The organism is Microbacterium zouquanmingi (assembly GCF_052266695.1).
Classification (GTDB): Bacteria; Actinomycetota; Actinomycetes; order Actinomycetales; family Microbacteriaceae; genus Microbacterium.
Map to the genome: position 1 here is coordinate 381,000 of NZ_JBQPQZ010000004.1, position 20,596 is coordinate 401,595.

A 20,596-nucleotide genomic window follows, 5' to 3' on the forward strand; every position below is an offset into this window, starting at 1 on the left:
GCGCAGGTCGCTGTGGACGCAGAGCAGCCGTGGGGATCAGTCCTCGACGAATCCGATGATCGGCATCGTGGTGGTCACCACGGGAAGCGATGCCGAGATCCGGGTTCCGTCATCACGCCGCGACTCCTCGATCTGCCCCAGCGTCGGGCGTCCAGGAGCCACGGGACCCTGATCTGCCAGCGGCACAGTGACCTCGGCATCCCTCGTCGCCACATATCCGACGCCGCGCACCGAGAACGGCACCGGCGCCCCCGTGCGCACCTGGACCCGCAACTCGCCCGGAGTGATCGTCACCTGCAGTGCAGAACCCTGCCACTGCAAGGGGAACGACAGCGATGGCCAGCTCACCGGAAGACGCGGGTCGAAGCTGAGTTCTCCTGCGTGATCACGCATGCCGCCGAATCCGGACACGAGCGCGCTCCAGACCCCGCCTGCCGAAGCCACGTGCACTCCGTCGGCGGCGTTGTGGTGCAGATCGCCGAGGTCGACGAACAGCGACTGCTCGAAGTACTCCCTGGCGAGGTCCTGATAGCCGACCTCTGCGGCCAGGATCGACTGCACAACAGCGGAGAGCGTGGAGTCTCCCGTCGTCAGCGGGTCGTAATAGTCGAAGTCGGCCTTCTTCTCAGCCGCGGTGAAATGGTTTCCCTGCAGGAAGAGCGCCAGCACCACGTCTGCTTGCTTGAGCACCTGGAACCGGTAGATCACCAGCGGGTGGAAGTGCAGCAGCAACGGCCGCTGATCATCCGGGGTGTTCTCGAGATCCCACAGCTCCCGCTCGAGGAACATCGCATCCTGCGGGTGGATGCCCAGGCTCTCGCTGAACGGGATGTGAATCGCCTCGGCCGCCCGGTCCCACGCATCCGGCTCTCCTGCATCCAGCCCTGTGCGCTCGACGATCCTGTCGTACGCCTGCGGATCATCCTTCTGGATCTCGCGCACGACGCGCGATGCATAGCGCAGGTTGTAGCGGGCCATCACGTTGGTGAACAGGTTGTCATTGACGACCGTGGTGTACTCGTCGGGCCCCGTCACGCCGTGGATATGGAAGCTCGCATCCCCGTTCGACCCGCGCCAAAAGCCGAGCGTCGCCCAGAGCCGAGCCGTCTCCACGAGGATGTCGGCGCCCTCGCTGCGCATGAAGTGCTCGTCACCGGTCGCTCGCACGTACTTGCCGAGCGCAAAGCTGACGTCGGCGTTGATGTGGTACTGCGCGGTGCCTGCGGCGTAATAGGCCGATGCCTCTTCGCCGTTGATGGTGCGCCACGGGAAAAGCGCTCCGGCTTCGTTGAGCTGGGCGGCACGACGCCGGGCAGCGGGAAGCATGAGCACCCGGGCGCGCAGGGCGTTTCGCGCCCACTGCGGGCTCGTGTACGTCAGGAACGGCAGCACATAGATCTCGGTGTCCCAGAAATAGTGCCCGCTGTACCCGGAGCCGGTGACGCCCTTGGCAGGCACCCCTGTGCCGTCTGCGCGGGCCGCGGCCTGAGCGAGCTGGAACAGACACCAGCGGATCGCCTGCTGCAGATCGTCGCGCTCTCCGATCACGACGTCAGAGCGCTCCCAGAACGCGTCAAGCCACTCTCGCTGACGCTCGAACTGGGCGGGAACGCCCTCGACAGCGGCACGGTCAAGAGACCGGCGGCACCGATCGACCAACTCGTGTGCCGGAACGCCGCGTGAGGTGTGATAGCTGACGAGCTTCGTGATCGCGATCGGGATGCCGGCCTTCGCCTGCACTCGGAAGACGTTCTTGGCGATGTCCGATTCGACGAGCGCACGAGCGCTGAACTCGTTGTCTGTCGTGATCATGTGATCTGCGACGACCGCGAGCGTCATCCCGGAATCGGCGACCTGGTACGAGAGCGCCGAGCGCAGACCGTCCTGCCAGAATTCTGCGGGCAGCAGCACGCGCTCGGTGATCTTCTCGGTCCTGCGCGGATCGAAGCCGGCCTTCTGCGTCGCCGTCGGCGCCCCGCCGTAGACATCTCCGCCGTCCTGACGGTTCAGGAGCTGGCAGCTCACCGTGACCGGAGCATCCGCGTTCTCGACCGTGATCTCCAGCCGAACGATGGCCAGGTGACGCTCTTCGAAGCTCACCATGCGCTCATCGCAGACGCGGATCCGCTTGCCCGAGGGCGTCTCCCAGGTGAAGCTGCGAGTGAGGACGCCGGTGCGCATGTCTAGCGTGCGCTCGTAATCACGCACCTCCGCCTCATCGAACGAGATCGGCTCATCATCGACGTAAATGCGCATGATCTTGGCATCGGGAGCGTTGACAATCGTCTGCCCCACCTCGGCGAAGCCATAGGCCTGCTCGGCGTGCCTGATCGGCCAGGTCTCATGCAGCCCGTTGATGAACGTGCCGTGCTCGTGCGCTCCGCGACCCTCGATGTGGTTTCCACGCAGACCGAGGTAGCCGTTTCCGACGGCGAAAAGCGTCTCCGAGACGCCATCTTGCGAGTAGCGCGTATCGGTGAGGCGCCAGGGGTCCACGGGAAAGCGTTCGCGATCGATCATGCGGTCTCCAGAGTGTCGTCGGGCGACGAGTCGAACAGCAGCTGGGCGAGGTCATCGACGATAACGGTGGCGCCGGCCTCGCGGAGAGCTGCAGGCCCCACCCCGCGATCGACGCCCACGACGGTGGTGAAGCCTGCGGCGACCGCAGAGGCGACACCGGCGAGCGCGTCTTCGATCGCGACACTCTCGGCAGGGTTCACGCCGAGAGCGAGAGCCCCGGCACGGAACATGTCGGCGGAAGGCTTCGATGCGAGGCCATCGCGTTCAGCGACGCGGCCATCGACAACGACGGTGAAGAAGTCGCGGATGCGAGCGATCCCGAGAACTTCCTCAGCGTTCTTCGAGCTCGAGACGACCCCCTGCGGGATACTGTGCTCCTGCAGCTGTTGAATCAGCGCGAGCGACCCGGGGTAAGGGGCGATGCCCTCTGCCTGCAGGGATGCTGCGAACGCTGCGTTCTTGCGGTTGCCGATACCGCAGATCGTCTCGACCTCGGGCGGATCGCTGATCTCTCCCCACGGGATCTCGACGTTTCGACTGTGCAGGAGGCTGGCAACGCCGTCATATCGCTTCTTGCCGTCGACGTACGCGTAGTAGTCGTCGTCGGTATACGGCGGGGTGATGCCCCACCGTGCGAACACAGCATCGAAGACCGCCTGCCACGCACGCATGTGTACCTCGGCCGTGGGGGTCAGGACACCGTCCAGATCGAACAGCACACCTTCGGCGCGGCGCAGGTCGGGCAAGCTCTCAGGCACTCAGCACTCCAGAGGTCGAGAAGGAGAATCGGTCCGGCATCTCTCCGTGCCGGTCTCCCAGCGTAGTCGCGGAATCTGGCCGCGGACACCCACCGATTCAGGCGAGGCTGTACGCCTGCCTGGCGATCTCGAGTTCTTCATCTGTCGGGACGACGAGGACCTCGACGGTGGAATCATCAGTCGAGATCCGGCGGATGCCGCCGCCGCGGGCTTCATTGCGCGCCGGATCGATCTCGATCCCGAAGAAGCCGAGGGTCGCCATGGCCTCCGCCCGCACTCGTGCGGCGTTCTCGCCGACTCCCGCGGTGAAGGAGATGACATCAACGCCGCCGAGCTGAGCGATGTACGCGCCCGCGTACGCGCGCAGTCGGTGAATGTAGACCTCGAACGCGAGCGTCGCCGCCTTTTCGCCCGCATCGACACCGGCGAGGATGTCGCGCATGTCGAGGCGTCCGGCCATTCCGAGGAGTCCGCTCTTCTTGTTCAGCAACTCATCGATCTCGCCTGTGCTCATCTGCGCGACGCGGCTCAGGTGCATGACGACGGCCGGGTCGATGTCGCCGGAGCGCGTGCCCATCACGAGCCCCTCCAGCGGGGTCAAGCCCATCGACGTCTCCACAGAGCGGCCGCCGTCAACGGCGGTGACCGATGCACCGTTGCCGAGGTGGAACACGATCTGCTTGAGAGCGGCGAGGGGCCGATCGAGGAAGATCGCTGCCTGCTCTGAGACGTGCTTGTGGCTCGTGCCGTGGAAGCCGTAGCGGCGGATGCGGTGCCGCTCGGCGATCTTGCGATCGATCGCGTACGTGTAGGCCGCGGGCGGGAGCGTCTGATGGAAGGCGGTGTCGAAGATCGCCACGTGCGGCACATCGGCGAAGGCGCGTCGTCCGGCGCGGATACCCGCGACCGCACCGGGGTTGTGCAGCGGTGCGAGGACCGAGAGATCCTCGATGTTGATCTCGATGAGGTCGTCGATCAGGGTCGGGGCGAAGAAGCGCGCACCGCCGTGGACGACGCGGTGACCGACAGCGACCGGCGGATGCTCCGCAAGCTGTGGGCCGTGCTCGGCGAACTGCTCGAGCATCACGGCCATCGCCGCATCATGATCGGGGATCGGCTGTTCACGGTGATAGGTGCTGTCGAGCACTGTCGGCGACGGCTCCCCCGGCTCAGCCACCCGGCGCACGGTGTGCGAGATCGCACTCGTGTCCTGACCGATCCGCTCGATCAGTCCTTCCCCGATGGGAACCTCGCGCTCCATGTCCATGAGGCTGTACTTCAGCGACGATGAACCGCTGTTGATGACGAGCACAACGCTCATGCGACACTTCCCTGGGCCTGGATCGCCGTGATGACGACGGTGTTGACGATGTCATCGACGAGCGCGCCGCGCGAGAGGTCGTTGATGGGCTTGTTGAGGCCCTGCAGCACGGGACCGATCGCCACGGCGCCCGCCGAGCGCTGCACGGCCTTGTAGGTGTTATTGCCCGTATTGAGGTCGGGGAAGATGAACACCGTGGCGCGGCCTGCCACTGCAGAGTCCGGCAGCTTGGCCGCCGCAACGGCAGCGTCCGCTGCGGCATCGTACTGAATCGGTCCTTCCACGAGCAGCTCTGGCACCCTCTCACGCACGAGAGTCGTCGCCTCGCGGACCTTGTCGACGTCAGCTCCGGAACCGGACTCCCCCGTCGAATACGACAGCATGGCCACTCGCGGATCGATTCCGAACTGTCGCGCTGTCTCTGCGGACGAGATCGCGATATCGGCGAGCTGGACACTCGTGGGGTCGGGCACGACTGCGCAGTCGCCGTAGACGAGCACCCGATCGGCGAGGGCCATCAGGAACACGCTGGAGACGACATCCACACCGGGCTTGGTCTTGATGATCTCGAAGGACGGCCGGATCGTGTGTGCGGTGGTGTGCGCCGCCCCGGACACCATGCCATCGGCGAGGCCGAGGTGCACCATCATCGTGCCGAAGTACGACACGTCGGTGACGGTGTCGGCCGCCTGCTGCACGGTGACGCCCTTGTGTGCGCGAAGCCGCGCGTACTCTTCGGCGAAGCGTTCCACGTACTCGGGGTCGGTCGGGCTGATGATGCACGCTGCAGTGATATCGACACCGAGCTCCGTCGCGCGGGCGTGGATCTCGGCCTCGTCTCCGAGGATCGTGAGATCCGCGGCATCCCTCGCGATCAGCGTGCCAGCGGCACGCAGAATGCGGTCATCCGTTCCCTCGGGCAGAACGATGTGCTTGCGATCTGCGCGAGCGCGCTCGATCAGCCCGTACGCGAACATCAGCGGTGTGACCACCGTGGACTCAGCGAGGCCCACCTGCGTGGTCAGCTCAGTGAGATCGACGTGGGTCTGAAACAGGCCGAGCGCGCGCTCGTAGCGGTTGCGGGAGTCGGCCGCGAGGCGGCCTCGTGCTCCCATCACCCGCACGGCGGTGTCGTACGTGCCGTGATCTGTGGCGATGATCGGCACTCGCGATGCGAGTCCGTCCAGCAGCCGCTCGATGGGCTCAGGGAGCGGGAACGGTCCATTGAGGATGATTCCGGCGATCGACGGGAAAGTTCCGGATGCATCGGCGAGAAGCAGCGCGAGCAGCACCTCGGTACGGTCGGCAGGCACCACGATCACGGCGTCTTCGGTGAGCCGGGGAAGGACGTTGACCATCGACATTCCGGCCACGACCACGCTCAGCACTTCTCGCGTGAGCAGATCGGGATCGCCCTTGATCAGCGTGCCGTCGACCGCCGCGATGACTCCGCGGATGGACGGTGCGACGAGCATCCGGTCTTCGGGAATCGCCCACACCGGCCTCGCCTGCTCGCGGTTCACACTGTCCTTGACGGCGCGGACCGCATCGATCGTCGCCGGCAGCGCATCGGGATCCGCCCTGTTGACGATGACGGCGAACAGCTCGGCGCGCTCAGTCTGCAGTTCCGCCAGGGCAAGGGCTGCGATCTGACCGACCGTCGCAGGAGTGCGCGCGGTGGAGGTGCCCAGCTGCTCGGCGCGAGCCTGCTGGTCTCGCCCGCCGAGCACGAGCAGCACGGGTGCGCCCAGGTTCGCGGCGATGCGCGCGTTGAATCCGAGCTCGGCGGGGCTTGCGACATCGGTGTAGTCGCTGCCGACGATCACGACGGAGTCGCACTGGGTCTCGACCGCTTTGAAGCGCGAGACGATCTTCGCCAGGGCCCGCTCCGGGTCATCGCGCAGCTCATCGTAGGTGACGCCGACGCAGTCGTCGTAGTCGAGGTGCACGCCGTCGTGAGCCAGGAGCAGCTCGAGCACGTAGTCGCGTTCCGCGGAGGATCGCGCAACCGGGCGGAAGACTCCCACCCGCGGTGTCGCGCGCATCAGCGCGTCGAGAACACCCAGCGCAATGGTGGACTTGCCGGAATGACCTTCGGCCGAGGTGATGTAGATGCTCCGTGCCACGATGTCAGTTTAGACGCGCGCCGCAATGATGCATCACTTCGGAGAGCGGAAGTAATCAGAGCGGGCAGACGCCGGAGAGTGCATCGACGATCTCGGCAGCATCCGTCTCGAACCGCGAGTAGTGGTCAGGGTCCGAATTGATCTGCACCCGGTGGATGGCCTGCGTCGGCTCCATTTCCTGCCAGCCGTCCACCCTGACCAGCCGCGCGTAGAAGAGTCCGGCAGCTGTCGCGGGATCCATCCGCTCCTGCGGGCTCCCCCACCAGTCCTGCTGCTGGAAAAGGCCGATGCTGCTGGTGCGCTCACCGTCGGGGTTCGTGACGCCCGACGTCTCCCAGTCCCCGTAGTCGATGTTGCGCAGGCTGCTCTCCCCCATCGCCGTCATGACTCCGAGGATCTGCCCGTCGCGCCCGATCCCCTGCGCCGTCGCCGTGCTCACGATCACGGCGGCATTGCGCAGCTGTTCGCCCTGCCATCCCGCGACGCCCGATTCCGGGAACGATGCGGGTTCCGATACACAGAGGGCGAGGGGCATCCGGGATGCCGCAATCGGCACGAGGACGGCGAGGAGAGCGGCGAGCGTGAGCCCGCCGATCAGGATGCCGGGGAGCCAGCTCTTCCGGCGACGCCCGCGGGAGCGGTCTCTCACGCGTCCAGCGCCTTGCGGCGCCGCGTGCCCAGCAGCGCCGCGACCACACCGCCGACCGCGCCGAACAGGTGCGCCTGCCAGGAAACCCCTGGGCCCGCCCCGATGATGCCGGTGAGGATCGACCCGCCGTAGAGCACGATGACGAACAGAGCGATCAACGCATAGGCGATGCGGTGCGCGACCGGACGCGGCGAGAAGATTCTGACGACCACGTAGGCGAAGTATCCGAAAACGAGAACGGATGCGCCGACGGTGAGCGTCCCCGGCGCATTGATGATCCAGGTCCCCGCGCCGCCGATGGCGGCAGTGACCACGGTGACCAGCCAGAACCGGCCGGCGCCCTCGACCGCCACCAGACACCCGAGCACCAGCAGCGGTAGCGTGTTGCCGATCAGGTGCGACCAGCTCGCATGCAGAAGCGGCCCGACGATCAATGCCGGAAGACTACCGAGATCCCACGAGCGAAGCCCGAAGCCGGTGAATGAGCCGGGGAGGATCGCATCCACGATCTGGATCGCCCACATCAGCGCGACGAGCGCAACAGGAGATGCGAAGCGCGAGAGCTGTCGGGGACGTTCGGAAGCGACGGGGCTGGTCACTCCACGATCTTCGCAGGTGAACCTGGGCGGCATCCGGTTTCCGACCTCCTGGCGCCGCCATCTGGGCAAAGAAAAGACTCTCCGCGCACCCAGCAGAGCCCGGTTACCCTTGCTACGTTTCCGTCCTGGGGGAATTGGCCTGGATGCCGTCACGCGGAGAGCCGTCGACAAGTCTACCTGCCCGCGAGAGCGATCGAGAACGGGACGCCGTTCCGAGCCCCCGCCGCGTCGCCAGCGGGACTACGATCTAGAGACACCCGATGGTGGGCGAGAGGGAGCGCATGGACGACACCCGATATACGTCTGAGCAGTTTGCGGCGCGGACGTCAGCGATCATGTCTTCCATCACCGAGGTGATCGATGGCAAGGCAGATGCCGTACGCAGCGCGTTGGTGTGCCTTCTGGCCCAGGGACACCTGCTCATCGAAGACGTCCCCGGCGTCGGCAAGACCATGCTGGCCCGCGCGCTGGCCGCGAGCGTGGACGCCACGGTCCGCCGCATTCAGTTCACCCCCGACCTGCTGCCTGGCGACGTCACCGGTGTGAGCGTCTACAACCCGGTCGATCGCGAGTTCGAATTCAGGCCCGGTGCGGTGTTCGCGCAGATCGTCCTCGCCGATGAGATCAACCGCTCATCCCCTAAAACGCAGTCCGCGCTCCTCGAGGCCATGGAAGAGGGACAGGTCACCGTCGACGGACGCACCCACACGCTGCCGGATCCTTTCCTCGTGGTCGCCACCCAGAACCCGTTCGAGATGGAGGGCACGTACGCGCTTCCCGAAGCGCAGCGCGACCGATTCATGATGCGCATTTCGATGGGGTATCCGGATGCTGCGGCCGAGGCGCTCATGCTCCGTCAGCGAGACGTCAAGAATCCGCTCGCCTCGATCGCCCCGGTCGCCGACGCGAACGACATCTCGCAGATGATCGCTTTCGCACGGTCAGTGCATGTCTCACCGGCCGTGGAGGAGTATGCGGTCGCTCTCGCGCACGCGACCCGCAGCGATCCGAGCCTGCACCTGGGTGCCAGCCCGCGTGCAACCCTGCAGCTGGTGCGCGCCGCGAAGGTGTGGGCGGCTTTGGAAGAACGCGATTTCGTCATCCCCGACGACCTGACTGCTCTCCTGGTTCCGGTGTTCGCGCATCGCCTGCTTCCGGCTCGGGGTGTGCACCGCGCGGGCGCCCAGCCGGTCGAGGCTGCACTCGAGCAGATCATGGAGCGCGTGCGGGTTCCGCTCACCGCCCGTTCGTGAGACCATGCGTTCCCGTCGCCCCCTGACGTCCCGCGGCCTGGCCGCGTTGCTCTCCGGTCTCGGGTGCGCGATCGCGGCGAATCTGCTCGCCGCACCGATCCTGCTCTACGTTGCGGTCCTGCTGTTCGCTCTCGTCATCACCACGGTGATCATCGTGCACGCGCCACGGCGAAGCGGGACGGTGACCCGGCGCATCTCCACCGATCTCCTCACCGTCGGCGAGCAGTCAGAGGTCGCCGTGCGGTTCGACCTGCGCGCACTGCGGGTTCCGTTCGGGACCTGGGAGGATCTGCTGCCGGATGCGGTGGCAGGACAGGCTGCGGGGGAGTTTCCCACCGACAACGGTACGCACATCCGGTACTCGATCACGGGTTCACAGCGCGGAGTGTGGCCGGTCGGGCCGTTATCGCTTCGCACGATCGATCCCTTCGGGCTGGCCCAGCGCGTACAGGAGTTCGGCGACAGCCGCACTGTGATCGTCGTGCCGGAGGTCACCACTCTGGCTCCCATGACGAGTGTCGCGGGAATCGCCGGCGGCACAGCGCACACTGCGTCATCGCGCCTCGGCCAGGGCAGCGACAACCTGTCACCGCGACTGTACGTCTCCGGCGACTCGATGCGCCGCATCCATTGGCGTGCGACCGCGCACCGCGGCGACCTCATGGTGCGGCAGGAGGAGGCAGAGTCGAGCCCGGATGCCGTGGTGATCCTCGACCGGACGGCGCGCCGCTGGGAGCGGCGCAGCTCCCACCCGGATGCGGATTTCGAGAACGCTGTCTCTGCGTGCGCGTCGATCGCGCTGCACCTCGCACACGAGGGATACAGCGTGGATGTGCGCGATTCTGCGGGGACGGTGCTGGGCGCCCTCCGCGGGCAGGAGGATGAGCGCGACACTCTTCTGGTCGCGCTCGCGATGGTCAGCCCGCAGGGTGAGAGAGGTGCGCTCACCGCACTTTTCGACGGAGCACCTCCTGGTCCTCTGGTGATGATCACGGGAAAGCTCGACGAAGAGGATGCCGCGTCGCTGCGCCACGGCGGCGCTTCGGCGCCCGTGCTGCTGATGACCGGGCCTGGGCTGGGCGCGATCGAGACCGCGGGTGCGCTCGGGTGGTCCGCCGGGCCGCTGAGCGACGACATCGCTGCGGCGTGGGAAGACGCGCTGTCCGAGAACGTCGCGCCGGGAGGCGGACATGTTCCGCGTTGAGCCGCGATCAGCATCGCGGCCACCACTCACGCCGGCCGCGAGAGCTGCCGAGAGAGACCTGCGCCTGGCCGAGCGCGAAGGTACATTCGCCGCAGCGCTTCTGACCGTCGGCAGCGCGATCGTGGCGCTATGGCCGTACACCTCGGTCGTTGTGCCCGGCGCGTGGTCGATCATCTCCGTGACGGTGGTCGCCTTCATCGCGCTGACCGGGTTCGCCGTTCGCCAGCTGTACACCCGCCGCTTCGCACGCAGGATCATTCCTGCACTCGCGCAGATCGTCGTCTCGATCCTGACGCTCACCCTGATGCTCTTCCCGCAGGGCGCCCTGCTGGGGGTCATCCCGACCGGCACCACTTTCTCCACCGTCGGCAGGCTCGCCGCACAGGCTGTCGAGCAGGTGCAGTTCGGCGTCGCACCGCTGGAGGACACGCCTGCCCTCACCGCGATGCTCGTGATCGGGTTCGCCGCCGTCTCGATCCTGATCGATCAGGTCATCGCCACACGCGTTCCCCTCTCCGCGGTGATCATCATCGCGGCCATCGGCGCTCTGCCGATGGTCGTGACGATGGGCGGCGCGAACCTGCCGTGGTTCGTCCTGTTCGCCATCCTGACGCTGCTCCTGCTTCGACACGGCACCCGTCACGGCGACGCCTCCCCGAACCGCACATCGGCGGGGCTCGTTCTCGGTACCGGCGCGGCAGCGATCGCCGCCACCCTGGTGATCACCCCGGTCCTCCCTCTGTCGACGACTTGGGCGGGCGCGGGAACCAGCGCGCATCTGGACCCTTCGCTGAGCCTGGGCGATGATCTGCGCCGCCCCACCCCCTTCACCGTCATGACGATTGCGACGAACGCTCCGACAGCCCCCTATCTGCGAATCGCGAGCCTCTCCGAGTTCGATGGCTCGACGTGGGAACCCGACAGCGGAGATCTGCAGACGGCAGCTGAGGGATTTGGCGCCCCCGACTGGTCCGATGACATTGCGACGTCGGAGCGCCGCACGTCGATCCGGATCACGGGAATCTCTGGTTCGTGGCTGCCCGTGCCGTACGCTGCGACGAAGATCGTCGGCGCCTCATCCGGATGGCAGGCGATGCGCTTCAACCGCACCGTCACCTCCGAGAACCGGGATGCGGCGGAGGAGGACTACACCGTGACCTCCGTCGTCGCCCAACCCACGCGAGAGCAGATCCAAGCAGCGAGCGCGACCAGGGCCCCTGGTATGGACGTACCGGAGTTCGTCGCGCAGACCGCACGGGATGTCACTGCGGGTTCGGCCAGCGACTACGATCGCCTGATCGCCATGCAGAACTGGTTCCGCTCACAGTTCACGTATTCACTCGATGCTCCAGTCGACGGCGATTTCGACGGAACCGGCGCGGATGCCGTCTCCGAATTCCTTCGAGAGCGCTCTGGGTACTGCATCCATTTCTCGGGGGCCTTCGCGCTGATGGCACAGTCGCTCGAACTGCAGGTGCGGATCGTCGTCGGATATCTCCCCGGTTCGCTCACCGATGAGAAGCGCGGCGACGAGTCGATCTACACCGTCGACAGCGACCAGCTGCATGCCTGGCCGGAAGTGCACTTCGAGGGCATCGGCTGGGTTCCGTTCGAACCGACTGCTTCGCTGGGAACGCCGACCAACTTCCAACCCACCCAGGCCGGCGGCGGCTCGTCGACCGGCGAGATCACCCCCGGTGAATCCACCGCGCCATCGGCCGCGCCGACGAGAGGCCCCGAGCTCGACGAAGACCAGGGCGGATCATCATCGGACGGGTCAGAGACGCTCCAGCGGCTGAATCCCGCCCCCGTCGCACTGATCACCGGCGGCATCCTCGTCCTGCTGATGCTGCCAGCCCTGGTGCGATTCGGCGTGCGAACCTGGCGGGGCGTACGCGCGCGACGCGGCGACGCAGCCGCCGCCTGGCAAGAGGTGCGCGCGGTACTCCTCGATCTGCGTCTTCCGGTTTCGGATGCCGTGACGCCTCGCATGCGCGGCGCAGACCTCGTCGAGCGGGGGGTGGATCCGGATGCGGCTGGCCTCCTCGTCCAGGCCATCGAGCGCGCAAGCTTCGCCCAGGTCGCAACCGCCGAAGCCGACCTGTCTCCGGCGCTGCGAGAAGTGATCGCTGGGCTTCATCGCAGTGTCGACGCGAGAGATCGAATCATCGCTGTCGTGCTGCCGCTCTCGTTGTTCACCACACGCGAGTCACGGGCGCCGCAGAAGTCCCGTTGAGCGGTCAGCCCGCAGACGCGACCGAATGCTCTTCGCACTCCACCGCGTCGCAGTCTTCGCAGACGACGAATTGTCGGCGACAGGAGGCCTCAGGGCAGTTCGCTGTGCGTCCTGTCGCGACGCCGCATCCGACGCACTCGCCGATGATGGCGGCGTGATCGCTGAAGTCGATGGATTCACGCTTGTCGAAGACATAGAGCGATCCCTCCCACAGTCCATCGTCGCCGTACTTCTCGCCGTAGCGGACGATGCCGCCCTCGAGTTGATACACCTCGCCGAAGCCGCGAGAGACCATGAGGCTCGAGAGCACCTCGCAGCGGATCCCTCCGGTGCAATAGGTGACCACCGGCTTGCCCTTGAGGTCGTCATAGACTCCGGAGTCGAGCAGCTCCACGAAGTCGCGGGTCGTCTCGGTGTCGGGAACGATCGCGTTCTTGAACCGGCCGATCTCCGCCTCCAGCGCGTTGCGGCCGTCGAAGAAGACGACGTCGTCGCGGGAGGAGACCAGCTCGTGCAGGTCTTCCGGAGCCAGACGGATGCCGCCGCCGACCACTCCGTTGTCGTCGACTTCGAGCTCGCCAGGTGCACCGAACGACACGATCTCCGCCCGCACCTTCACGCTCAGTCGGGGAAAGTCGAGGCTCAGTCCCTCAGCATCCAGCCCGGTGCCCTCGCTCCACTTGATGTCGGTGTCAGCGAAGGCGGCATACGACCGGAAAGACCGCGCCCACTTCTTCAGCGCCGGTAAGTCTCCGCCGAGAGTGCCGTTCACGCCGTGCTCCGAGATGATCACTCGGCCGCGCAGCCCCAGCGCATCGCCGAGGTCGCGCTGCCACACCCGGATCGCCTCGGGGTCGGCGAGAGGGGTGAAAGCGTAGAACAGAACGATCTTGGGAGTGCTCACTCTGCGATTTTAGATGCGAGCGGCTGGTTCTCAGGTGTGCGACGACGCACCCACGCTCCTGCCGACTCGCTCGAAAGGCACAACAGACTGATGCACTGCACGGATGCTGCCAGCAGCGTCCAGTCGAGCCCCAGCACTGTGCTGCCATTGAGATAGTCGATCGCCATGACGACGATCTCCAACGTGATCAGCGCGATCAGCACGGCGCGCGATCGCCTCCCGCGCCGGAGCACGAACAGGCTCATCACCAGCTGCCCGACCGTGAAGAGCGTGAATATGCCGACCACCATGAGCAGCACAGCCGTGACCGCGGCGTCATCAGCGTCAACGAGGACCGACCAGAACTCCTTGTCTGCGAAGACATCGATCAGCTGCAGGAGCGCGACCAGAGCGATGAGCGCGACTGCGGCGGATACCGTGAGCGGCACGCGCAGGATCGCGGGTGGCGTCGCAGGCTCTGCGGTGCTCGCCTCGGGCGGGAGCGCGGGGGGCAGGACCGCGGTGACCTCCAGAATCGGCAGGTTGCCATCAGTCACGAACCGGTCTCCACCGCCGTTTCGCGCATGGTAGCCCGTGGTGAAGTCACGCAGCATCCGCACCTGGACAGCAGGATCACCCGCGCTGACCGTCTCGACGACATGGTCGCGTTCGATGTCGGTGTTCTCGTCGATCCGGTGGGTCACTTGCAGCGTGAACAGCGAGAGTCGGACATCGGTGTCGTAAGTGGCCGCCCCGAGCCAATCCACACGCGCGCCTCCTGGCAGCAGCCAACCCGGCGGGCAGTGCCAGAACCGCACATGATGACGCTGCTTCGGGTTGCCCTCGACCTCCTGCTGAAAGGCGACATCGTGGCGTCGCCCGAACAGCATGAGGGACGAGACCGGCGCTGTCGGGTAGCTGCGCTTCGTGAGCGTTGACGTGATGATGCGCCACGTGGATGCTGCGGTGATGGGATCAGCATGATGCCAACCGGCAGACGCCATCACCGCATCGAGCTGCTCGGCCGAGCCGTCCACGCCGAGATTGACTGGGTCGCCGAGGAGTCCGTCGGAGGTGCGGGTGCGGCCGAAGAAGTAGTCCGGAACGTAGAGATCCGACAGCAGCCGGTGCAGACGAGGCAGCACCAGATATGCCGTGATCGCCCAGATCGGAATGAACCAGATGAGAGCCCAGGGTGTGCGCAGCCCCTGGATCGCGATGATCGAGGCCAGCCAGACCGCGGATGCCGCGCCGATCAGGAACGCAACCCGGTCGAAGACCGTTGCCGGTGGCACAGGTTGCTGCATCTGCAGCATCCATCTGCGTCGGTGCGATGGCTCAGTCACGCGCTCTCCTGTATGAGTCGACCTGGATGCCTCCACTGTAGGGCTCGGCGAGCTGGCACGGGGAGCCTGATCGATCGGATAGACTGTTCAGGTTGTTCCTTGGTGATGTGTCCGAGCGGCCGAAGGAGCACGCTTGGAAAGCGTGTGTTGTGCAAGCAACCGCGGGTTCGAATCCCGCCATCACCGCCAACAGGCTGAAGGGCTCCGCGATGCGGGGCCCTTCAGTGCTTCAGGTCGCGATTTCGGCCGCTTCGCCAGCCTCAAAGCGGCCTTCTTTGCGACCCGGACGAGTCCACTCGAGCAGGAAGCCACCGAGCACGAGCGTGACGCCGATACCGACCAGCACTCCGCCGACGGTATCGCTCAGCCAGTGCGCCGACACCAGGGTGCGCGAGAAGGCCATCGCGAGCGTCCACGCGGCCGCGACGATCAGCACCCACAATCGGGGAAACAGCAGCACGGCGAGGGCCGCGATGGTCGCCGCGTTCGCGGTATGCCCGCTGGGGAATGAACCGAAATCCGAAGTGACAAGCATGTCCTGAGGCCGCGTCCTGCCGAACAGCGACTTCAGCAGCTGCACCGCCCCGACACTTGCAAGGAGCGTGACCGCCACGAGCACGGCCGCTTTCCAGCGCCGGGCCAGTAGCAGCGCAGCCAGAATCGCGAGAGGAATCAGTAGCGTCGCGATCCACCCGCCGCCGACCCGATCCATGACACTGCCGAACCCGATCAGGAATGGGTTGCGGATATCGCCCATGACGGCGTTCCACCCGAGGTCGATTGCGGGGGCGTCCGATCCGTCTCCGGTTACGAGGACGCCGATCGCCATTGCGGCGAGAATGGCGCCGACGCCCCACCAGAGCAGCACGCGATGAGTCATCCGTCCATTCTGTCCGAAGGACGCAGACTGCGCGAGGAATCACTCAACGAGCGATGCGCTCCAGCCCCTGCTCGAGGTCGGCGAGCAGGTCATCTGCCTCTTCGATTCCGACCGACAGCCGCACGATGTTCTCGGGGACGGCAAGCTCCGTGCCACGAACCGACGCATGCGTCATGTCCGGCGGGTACCCGATCAGCGATTCCACGCCACCGAGTGACTCGGCCAGCTGGAACAGTTCCGTCGACTCCGCAAAGGCGCGCGCAGCATCCGGCCCTGCCGCGAGCGCAAGCGACAGCATCCCACCGAATCCACTCATCTGACGTGCGGCGATCTCGTGCCCGGTGTGCGATTCGAGGCCGGGGTAGAACACGGTCTCGAACTCCGGCCGCGTCGCAGCCCACTCCGCGATCGCCTGCGCGTTGGCGGCGTGCTGACGCATCCGCACCGCGAGCGTCTTGATGCCGCGGGTGGTCAGCCAACCATCCAGCGGCGCCGACACCGCGCCGACGGCGAACTGCTGGAACTTCACCTGATCGAAGTACCGATCATCGGCGAAGATCACCGCTCCCCCGAGTACGTCGGAGTGGCCGCCGAGGTACTTGGTGGTCGAGTGCACGACGAAGTCGGCGCCGAGCGCGATCGGGTTCTGAAGTGCAGGAGAGGCGAAGGTGTTGTCGACGACGACGAGGATGCCGGCCGCATGTGCGAGCTCGACGGTCTTCGCGATGTCGACGATCTTCAGCAGCGGATTGCTGGGGGTTTCGAGCCAGATGATCTTGGTCTCGGGGCGGATCGCCGCACGCACCACGTCTGGATCGCCGAGCTCGACAGTGGTCGTCTCAACGCCCCAGGCCGCGTGCACTCGAGTGAGCAGGCGGTACGTGCCGCCGTAGGCGTCGTTGCCGAGCAGCACGTGATCGCCGGGCTTCAGGATGCCGCGGAGCAGCCCATCTTCGGCCGCCAGACCCGAGGCGAACGAGAGAGCACCGGCACCGCCCTCGAGAGCTGCGAGCTGAGTCTCGAGCGAGCTGCGTGTCGGGTTTCCCGCTCGGTTGTACTCGTAACCGGAACGGAAGCCTCCGATGCCGTCCTGCACGTGCGTCGAGGCCTGATAGATCGGCGGGATGATCGCACCGGTGAGTGGATCGGGCTCCTGGCCGGCATGGATGGCGCGAGTGGCGAAGGCGTGATCGGACATGTCATCCAGCCTACGTCCGGTGGGCGAGCAGGTGTCCAGTGTGACGCTCCGCGTCAGCTGCCGCGGGTCAGCGCGCGAGGTACGCGAGCAGGTCCTGACGAGTGAGCACAGCGTGCGGCTTGCCGCCCTCGGTGACCAGCAGCGCGTCGGCCGCTACCAGCGCCGCTCGCGCGTCGTCGACAGAGGCGTGGATGCCGATGAGGGGCAGCATTCCGTCGATGTGCGCGCTGACGGGGTCAGTGGGCTTCGCCTCGCCATGGAAGAGCCGATCGAGCAGTCCCTTCTCGTCGACCGATCCCAGGACTTCACCCATCATGACCGGCGGCTCCGCGGTGAGTACGACCAGCTGCGAGACCGCGAACTCGGTCATCATGCCGATCGCATCGAGCACGGTGTCGCCGGGGTGCGCGTGAACGAGGTCAGGAATCGGCGCCGAAGTGCTGTGCGCACGGGCGCGAACCGCGAGAACATCGGCGACGGTCTCCCCCGCTTCGATATCGCTGAACCCGTACGAGCGCATCCACGAGTCGTTGAAGATCTTCGACAGGTACCCGCGGCCGCCATCAGGGAGCAGCACGACCATCACAGCATCCGCCGGCAGGTTCTTCGCGACGCGCAGCGCGCCGGCCACGGCCATTCCGCTCGAGCCGCCCACGAGGATTCCCTCTTCGCGAGCAAGGCGCCTCGTGATCGCGAAGGATTGGGCGTCATCGACCGCGACGATCTCATGCGGGACGGACTGGTCATAGGCGCCAGGCCAGATGTCCTCACCGACTCCCTCGACGAGATACGGTCGCCCAGTCCCTCCCGAATAGACGCTGCCTTCGGGGTCGACCCCGACGATGCGAACCCGGTCGTCGGAGACCTCGCGCAGGTAGCGTCCGGTTCCGCTGATGGTGCCGCCAGTGCCGATGCCCGCAACGAAATGCGTGATCCGGCCATCTGTGTCGCGCCAGATCTCGGGACCGGTGGTCTCGTAGTGGCTGCGGGGACCGTTCTGGTTCTCGTACTGGTTCGGCTTGAATGCGCCGGGGATCTCTCGGGCGAGGCGGTCGCTGACCGCGTAGTACGACTCAGGGCTGTCTGGGGCGACCGAGGTGGGCGTCATCACGATCTCCGCGCCGTACGCCCGCAGTACATCGATCTTGTCTTCGCCGACCTTGTCGGGGAGCACGAACACGCACCTGTAGCCGCGCTGCTGGGCGACCAGCGCCAGACCGACCCCGGTGTTGCCGCTGGTCGGCTCGACGATCGTGCCGCCGGGCTTCAGGTCGCCCGCGGCCTCGGCCGCATCGATGATGCGCCGCGCAATGCGATCCTTCGCCGAGCCACCGGGGTTCAGGTACTCGAGCTTGACGAGAACCGTGCACTCCACACCTGCCGTCACGTGTTGCAGCTTGACGAGAGGGGTGTTGCCCACCAGGTCGACGATGTGCTCGGCGTAGTCCATGTCTCAAGGGTACGGGTGACGGATGCCGCATTACGGCGGCACCCGTCACACCGGTTATCCCTTTGTGGACCCGGCCAGGAGCCCCCGCACGAAGTACCGCTGCAGCGCGAAGAACACGATGAGCGGCACGATGATCGACACGAATGCGCCTGCGGTGAGCAAGTGCCAGTCGTTGCCTCGAGTGCCCGTGATCTCGGCCAGCAGCTTCGTGATCGGAGCGGCAGCGCCATCGGCGAACACCAGCGCGACAAGCAGATCGTTCCAGACCCAGAGGAACTGGAAGATCGCCACCGAGGCGATCGCCGGCATCGTCAGCGGCAGCACGATCCGGAAGAAGATCTGCCCGCGCGATGCGCCATCGACGCGTGCCGCCTCGATGATCTCGCCGGGGATCTCCGACATGAAGTTGTGCAGCAGGTAGATCGCCAGAGGCAACGCGAACATCGAGTGCGCGAACCACACCTGCGCGTAGCCACCGGATGCGCCGAGGGGCAGCGTCACCTGGAGCCCGAAGATGCTCAGCCCGCGCGAGAACGTGCTCAGCAGCGGCACCAGGGCCATCTGGATCGGCACGATCTGCAGCGCGAAGATGAAGATGAACAGGAAGTTGCGACCCTTGAAGTCGATCCACGCGAACGCGTACGCCGCCATCGACGCGATCATCAGCGGGATGACCGTCGCGGGGATGGTGATGGCGATGGAGTTCACGAAGGACTCGATCATCGTCAGCTGAGTCGTGCCGGACTGCAGCACGTCGACGTAGTTCTCCCCCGTCACCTGCGGGTTCAGGAAGAACTCCCACCATCCGCTCGTGAGGATCTGGTCACGAGGCCGGAACGACGAGATGAACAGGCCGAGAGTGGGGACGGTCCAGAGCACCGCGATGACGATGGATGCTGCGGATGCCCACGGCCGCGAGAGCTTCTTGCGGGTGCGCGCGGCCGACCTGTTCAGCTTGCCACCGGTGGTGATGGCGACGGTCTCGAGGTCGGGGCTGCTCAGTGTGTCGCTCATCGGATCTCCCGCTGCTTCTGGATCTGGCGTGCGTTGTAGATGACGATCGGCAGCACGAGGATGAACAGGATGACGGCGAGCGCAGCACTGCGCCCGGCTTCGAACTTGGAGAACTGCGTGTACATCTCGTTGGCGAGCACGCTGGTCTCGTAGTTACCTGCGGTCATGGTGCGGACGATGTCGAAGACCTTCAGCGAGGCGATCGAGATCGTCGTGAGCACCACGATGAGGGCGGGCCTGATGGCGGGAATCGTGACGGACGTGAACCGTTGCCACGCGTTCGCGCCGTCGAGTTCCGCAGCCTCGAGTAGCTCCATCGGCACGCCCTTGATGGATGCGGACAGGATCACCATTGCGAAACCGGTCTGGACCCAGATGAGCACCACGATGAGGAAGAGGGTGTTCCATGGCGGGTTCAGCAGGAACTGCTGCGGCTCACCCCCGAACCAGACGAGGATCTGGTTGAGTAGGCCGATCTGCGGGTACTCGGGTCCGCGGTACTCGTACATGAAGCGCCAGATGATTCCGGCGCCGACGAAAGAGATCGCCATCGGCATGAAAACGAGGACCTTGTAGATCTTCTCGCCCCTGGTGCGGTCGATGAAGACGGCGTAGGCGAGGCCGACGATCGTCGAGACGGTGGGCACGATGAGCACCCAGACGATCGTGTTCACCACGACGCGCACACCATCGGGTTGTCCGAAGATCCACGTGTAGTTCGCGATTCCGACGAAGTCCTTGCCGGACGAGTTCATGAAGGATGCGACGAACGTCTGCAGCGACGGCAGGATGAGTCCGATGAGCAGAAGCAGGAAAGCCGGCGCGAGGAACGCGACCAGCTGGATGAGATATCCCTTGCCCGCACGCGAGCGGTAGTCGAGCAGGAAGAAGACCGCGCCCACGACGACCGCGACGCCGATCGCCCAGTAGTAGGAGCGGAAGAACCACATCACCGCGAGCGGGATGAGCAGACACATCGCCAGGCGAGCGACCGTGTACCAGGTGCCGCTGCGCGGGGCGATGTCGACGAGAAAAAGGATCGCAGCGACCACCGCGGCGAAGGCGATGACGACAGCCACCGCTTGCACCACCGGTGGCAGAGTCCCGATCCATAGGAAGAAATCAGTCGCGGTCACAGAGTCCCCTTTGCAAGATCTTT

16 protein-coding genes, 1 tRNA gene and 1 other RNA gene are annotated in these 20,596 nt (G+C 65.9%); 4 read left to right on the top strand and 14 right to left on the bottom strand.

Annotated elements, in window-relative coordinates:
• Positions 1 to 36: 36 nt before the first annotated feature.
• The 7 genes from ACTU6U_RS11315 to ffs all read right to left on the bottom strand — a co-directional run bounded on the left by ACTU6U_RS11315 (position 37) and on the right by ffs (position 8,139).
• Complete coding sequence (locus ACTU6U_RS11315) at positions 37 to 2,520, bottom strand: glycoside hydrolase family 65 protein (RefSeq protein WP_443469206.1); 2,484 nt, start codon at positions 2,518 to 2,520, stop codon at positions 37 to 39.
• Positions 2,517 to 3,278, bottom strand: coding sequence for an HAD family hydrolase (locus ACTU6U_RS11320; protein ID WP_443469207.1), 762 nt, complete (start codon positions 3,276 to 3,278; stop codon positions 2,517 to 2,519). The genes ACTU6U_RS11315 and ACTU6U_RS11320 overlap by 4 nt, the downstream gene beginning before the upstream one ends.
• Before the next feature lie 97 nt (positions 3,279 to 3,375).
• A complete protein-coding gene (locus ACTU6U_RS11325) occupies positions 3,376 to 4,599 on the bottom strand; it encodes an acetate/propionate family kinase (RefSeq protein ID WP_443469208.1) in 1,224 nt (407 codons plus the stop codon).
• A complete protein-coding gene (pta, locus tag ACTU6U_RS11330; RefSeq protein WP_443469209.1) occupies positions 4,596 to 6,725 on the bottom strand; it encodes a phosphate acetyltransferase in 2,130 nt (709 codons plus the stop codon). The genes ACTU6U_RS11325 and pta overlap by 4 nt, the downstream gene beginning before the upstream one ends.
• Positions 6,726 to 6,780: 55 nt before the next feature.
• Positions 6,781 to 7,374 (bottom strand): hypothetical protein, encoded by a 594-nt coding sequence (locus ACTU6U_RS11335; protein WP_443469210.1) that lies wholly within the window; start codon positions 7,372 to 7,374, stop codon positions 6,781 to 6,783.
• Positions 7,371 to 7,973, bottom strand: coding sequence for a rhomboid family intramembrane serine protease (locus tag ACTU6U_RS11340; RefSeq protein ID WP_443469211.1), 603 nt, complete (start codon positions 7,971 to 7,973; stop codon positions 7,371 to 7,373). The genes ACTU6U_RS11335 and ACTU6U_RS11340 overlap by 4 nt, the downstream gene beginning before the upstream one ends.
• A gap of 69 nt (positions 7,974 to 8,042) precedes the next feature.
• Positions 8,043 to 8,139: signal recognition particle sRNA small type (gene ffs, locus ACTU6U_RS11345), an RNA gene on the bottom strand.
• Positions 8,140 to 8,254: 115 nt separating this feature from the next.
• On the opposite strand from ffs, the gene ACTU6U_RS11350 reads away from it, so the two are divergent.
• Genes ACTU6U_RS11350 through ACTU6U_RS11360 form a run of 3 tightly spaced genes read left to right on the top strand, consistent with a single transcriptional unit; the run spans position 8,255 to position 12,666 of the window.
• The gene (locus tag ACTU6U_RS11350) at positions 8,255 to 9,226 is read left to right on the top strand and encodes an AAA family ATPase (protein WP_443469212.1); all 972 of its coding nucleotides are present in this window, start codon (positions 8,255 to 8,257) and stop codon (positions 9,224 to 9,226) included.
• A gap of 4 nt (positions 9,227 to 9,230) precedes the next feature.
• Positions 9,231 to 10,430: a DUF58 domain-containing protein gene (locus ACTU6U_RS11355; protein ID WP_443469213.1), complete on the top strand. Its 1,200-nt coding sequence runs from the start codon at positions 9,231 to 9,233 to the stop codon at positions 10,428 to 10,430.
• Positions 10,417 to 12,666: a transglutaminase TgpA family protein gene (locus ACTU6U_RS11360; RefSeq protein ID WP_443469214.1), complete on the top strand. Its 2,250-nt coding sequence runs from the start codon at positions 10,417 to 10,419 to the stop codon at positions 12,664 to 12,666. Before ACTU6U_RS11355 ends, ACTU6U_RS11360 begins: the two co-directional genes overlap by 14 nt.
• A gap of 4 nt (positions 12,667 to 12,670) precedes the next feature.
• Here ACTU6U_RS11360 and trhO read toward each other — a convergent pair whose 3' ends face one another.
• On the bottom strand, positions 12,671 to 13,570 hold the full coding sequence (trhO, locus tag ACTU6U_RS11365) for an oxygen-dependent tRNA uridine(34) hydroxylase TrhO (RefSeq protein WP_443469215.1): 900 nt from the start codon (positions 13,568 to 13,570) through the stop codon (positions 12,671 to 12,673).
• The gene (locus tag ACTU6U_RS11370; protein WP_443469216.1) at positions 13,567 to 14,895 is read right to left on the bottom strand and encodes an LssY C-terminal domain-containing protein; all 1,329 of its coding nucleotides are present in this window, start codon (positions 14,893 to 14,895) and stop codon (positions 13,567 to 13,569) included. The genes trhO and ACTU6U_RS11370 overlap by 4 nt, the downstream gene beginning before the upstream one ends.
• 101 nt (positions 14,896 to 14,996) lie before the next feature.
• On the opposite strand from ACTU6U_RS11370, the gene ACTU6U_RS11375 reads away from it, so the two are divergent.
• A tRNA-Ser gene (locus ACTU6U_RS11375) sits at positions 14,997 to 15,084 on the top strand.
• Between the two features lie 40 nt (positions 15,085 to 15,124).
• On the opposite strand, the gene ACTU6U_RS11380 is transcribed toward ACTU6U_RS11375, so the two are convergent.
• The 5 genes from ACTU6U_RS11380 to ACTU6U_RS11400 all read right to left on the bottom strand — a co-directional run bounded on the left by ACTU6U_RS11380 (position 15,125) and on the right by ACTU6U_RS11400 (position 20,573).
• Positions 15,125 to 15,775: a phosphatase PAP2 family protein gene (locus ACTU6U_RS11380; RefSeq protein WP_443469217.1), complete on the bottom strand. Its 651-nt coding sequence runs from the start codon at positions 15,773 to 15,775 to the stop codon at positions 15,125 to 15,127.
• A 43-nt stretch (positions 15,776 to 15,818) separates the two neighbouring features.
• Positions 15,819 to 16,973: a cystathionine gamma-synthase gene (locus ACTU6U_RS11385; protein ID WP_443469218.1), complete on the bottom strand. Its 1,155-nt coding sequence runs from the start codon at positions 16,971 to 16,973 to the stop codon at positions 15,819 to 15,821.
• 67 nt (positions 16,974 to 17,040) lie between these two features.
• A complete protein-coding gene (locus ACTU6U_RS11390) occupies positions 17,041 to 18,423 on the bottom strand; it encodes a cystathionine beta-synthase (RefSeq protein ID WP_443469219.1) in 1,383 nt (460 codons plus the stop codon).
• Positions 18,424 to 18,477: 54 nt separating this feature from the next.
• On the bottom strand, positions 18,478 to 19,437 hold the full coding sequence (locus tag ACTU6U_RS11395; RefSeq protein ID WP_443469220.1) for a carbohydrate ABC transporter permease: 960 nt from the start codon (positions 19,435 to 19,437) through the stop codon (positions 18,478 to 18,480).
• Positions 19,434 to 20,573 carry a carbohydrate ABC transporter permease gene (locus tag ACTU6U_RS11400; RefSeq protein WP_443469221.1) on the bottom strand — a complete coding sequence of 380 codons (1,140 nt, stop codon included), beginning with the start codon at positions 20,571 to 20,573 and terminating at the stop codon, positions 19,434 to 19,436. Before ACTU6U_RS11400 ends, ACTU6U_RS11395 begins: the two co-directional genes overlap by 4 nt.
• Between the last annotated feature and the right edge of the window lie 23 nt (positions 20,574 to 20,596).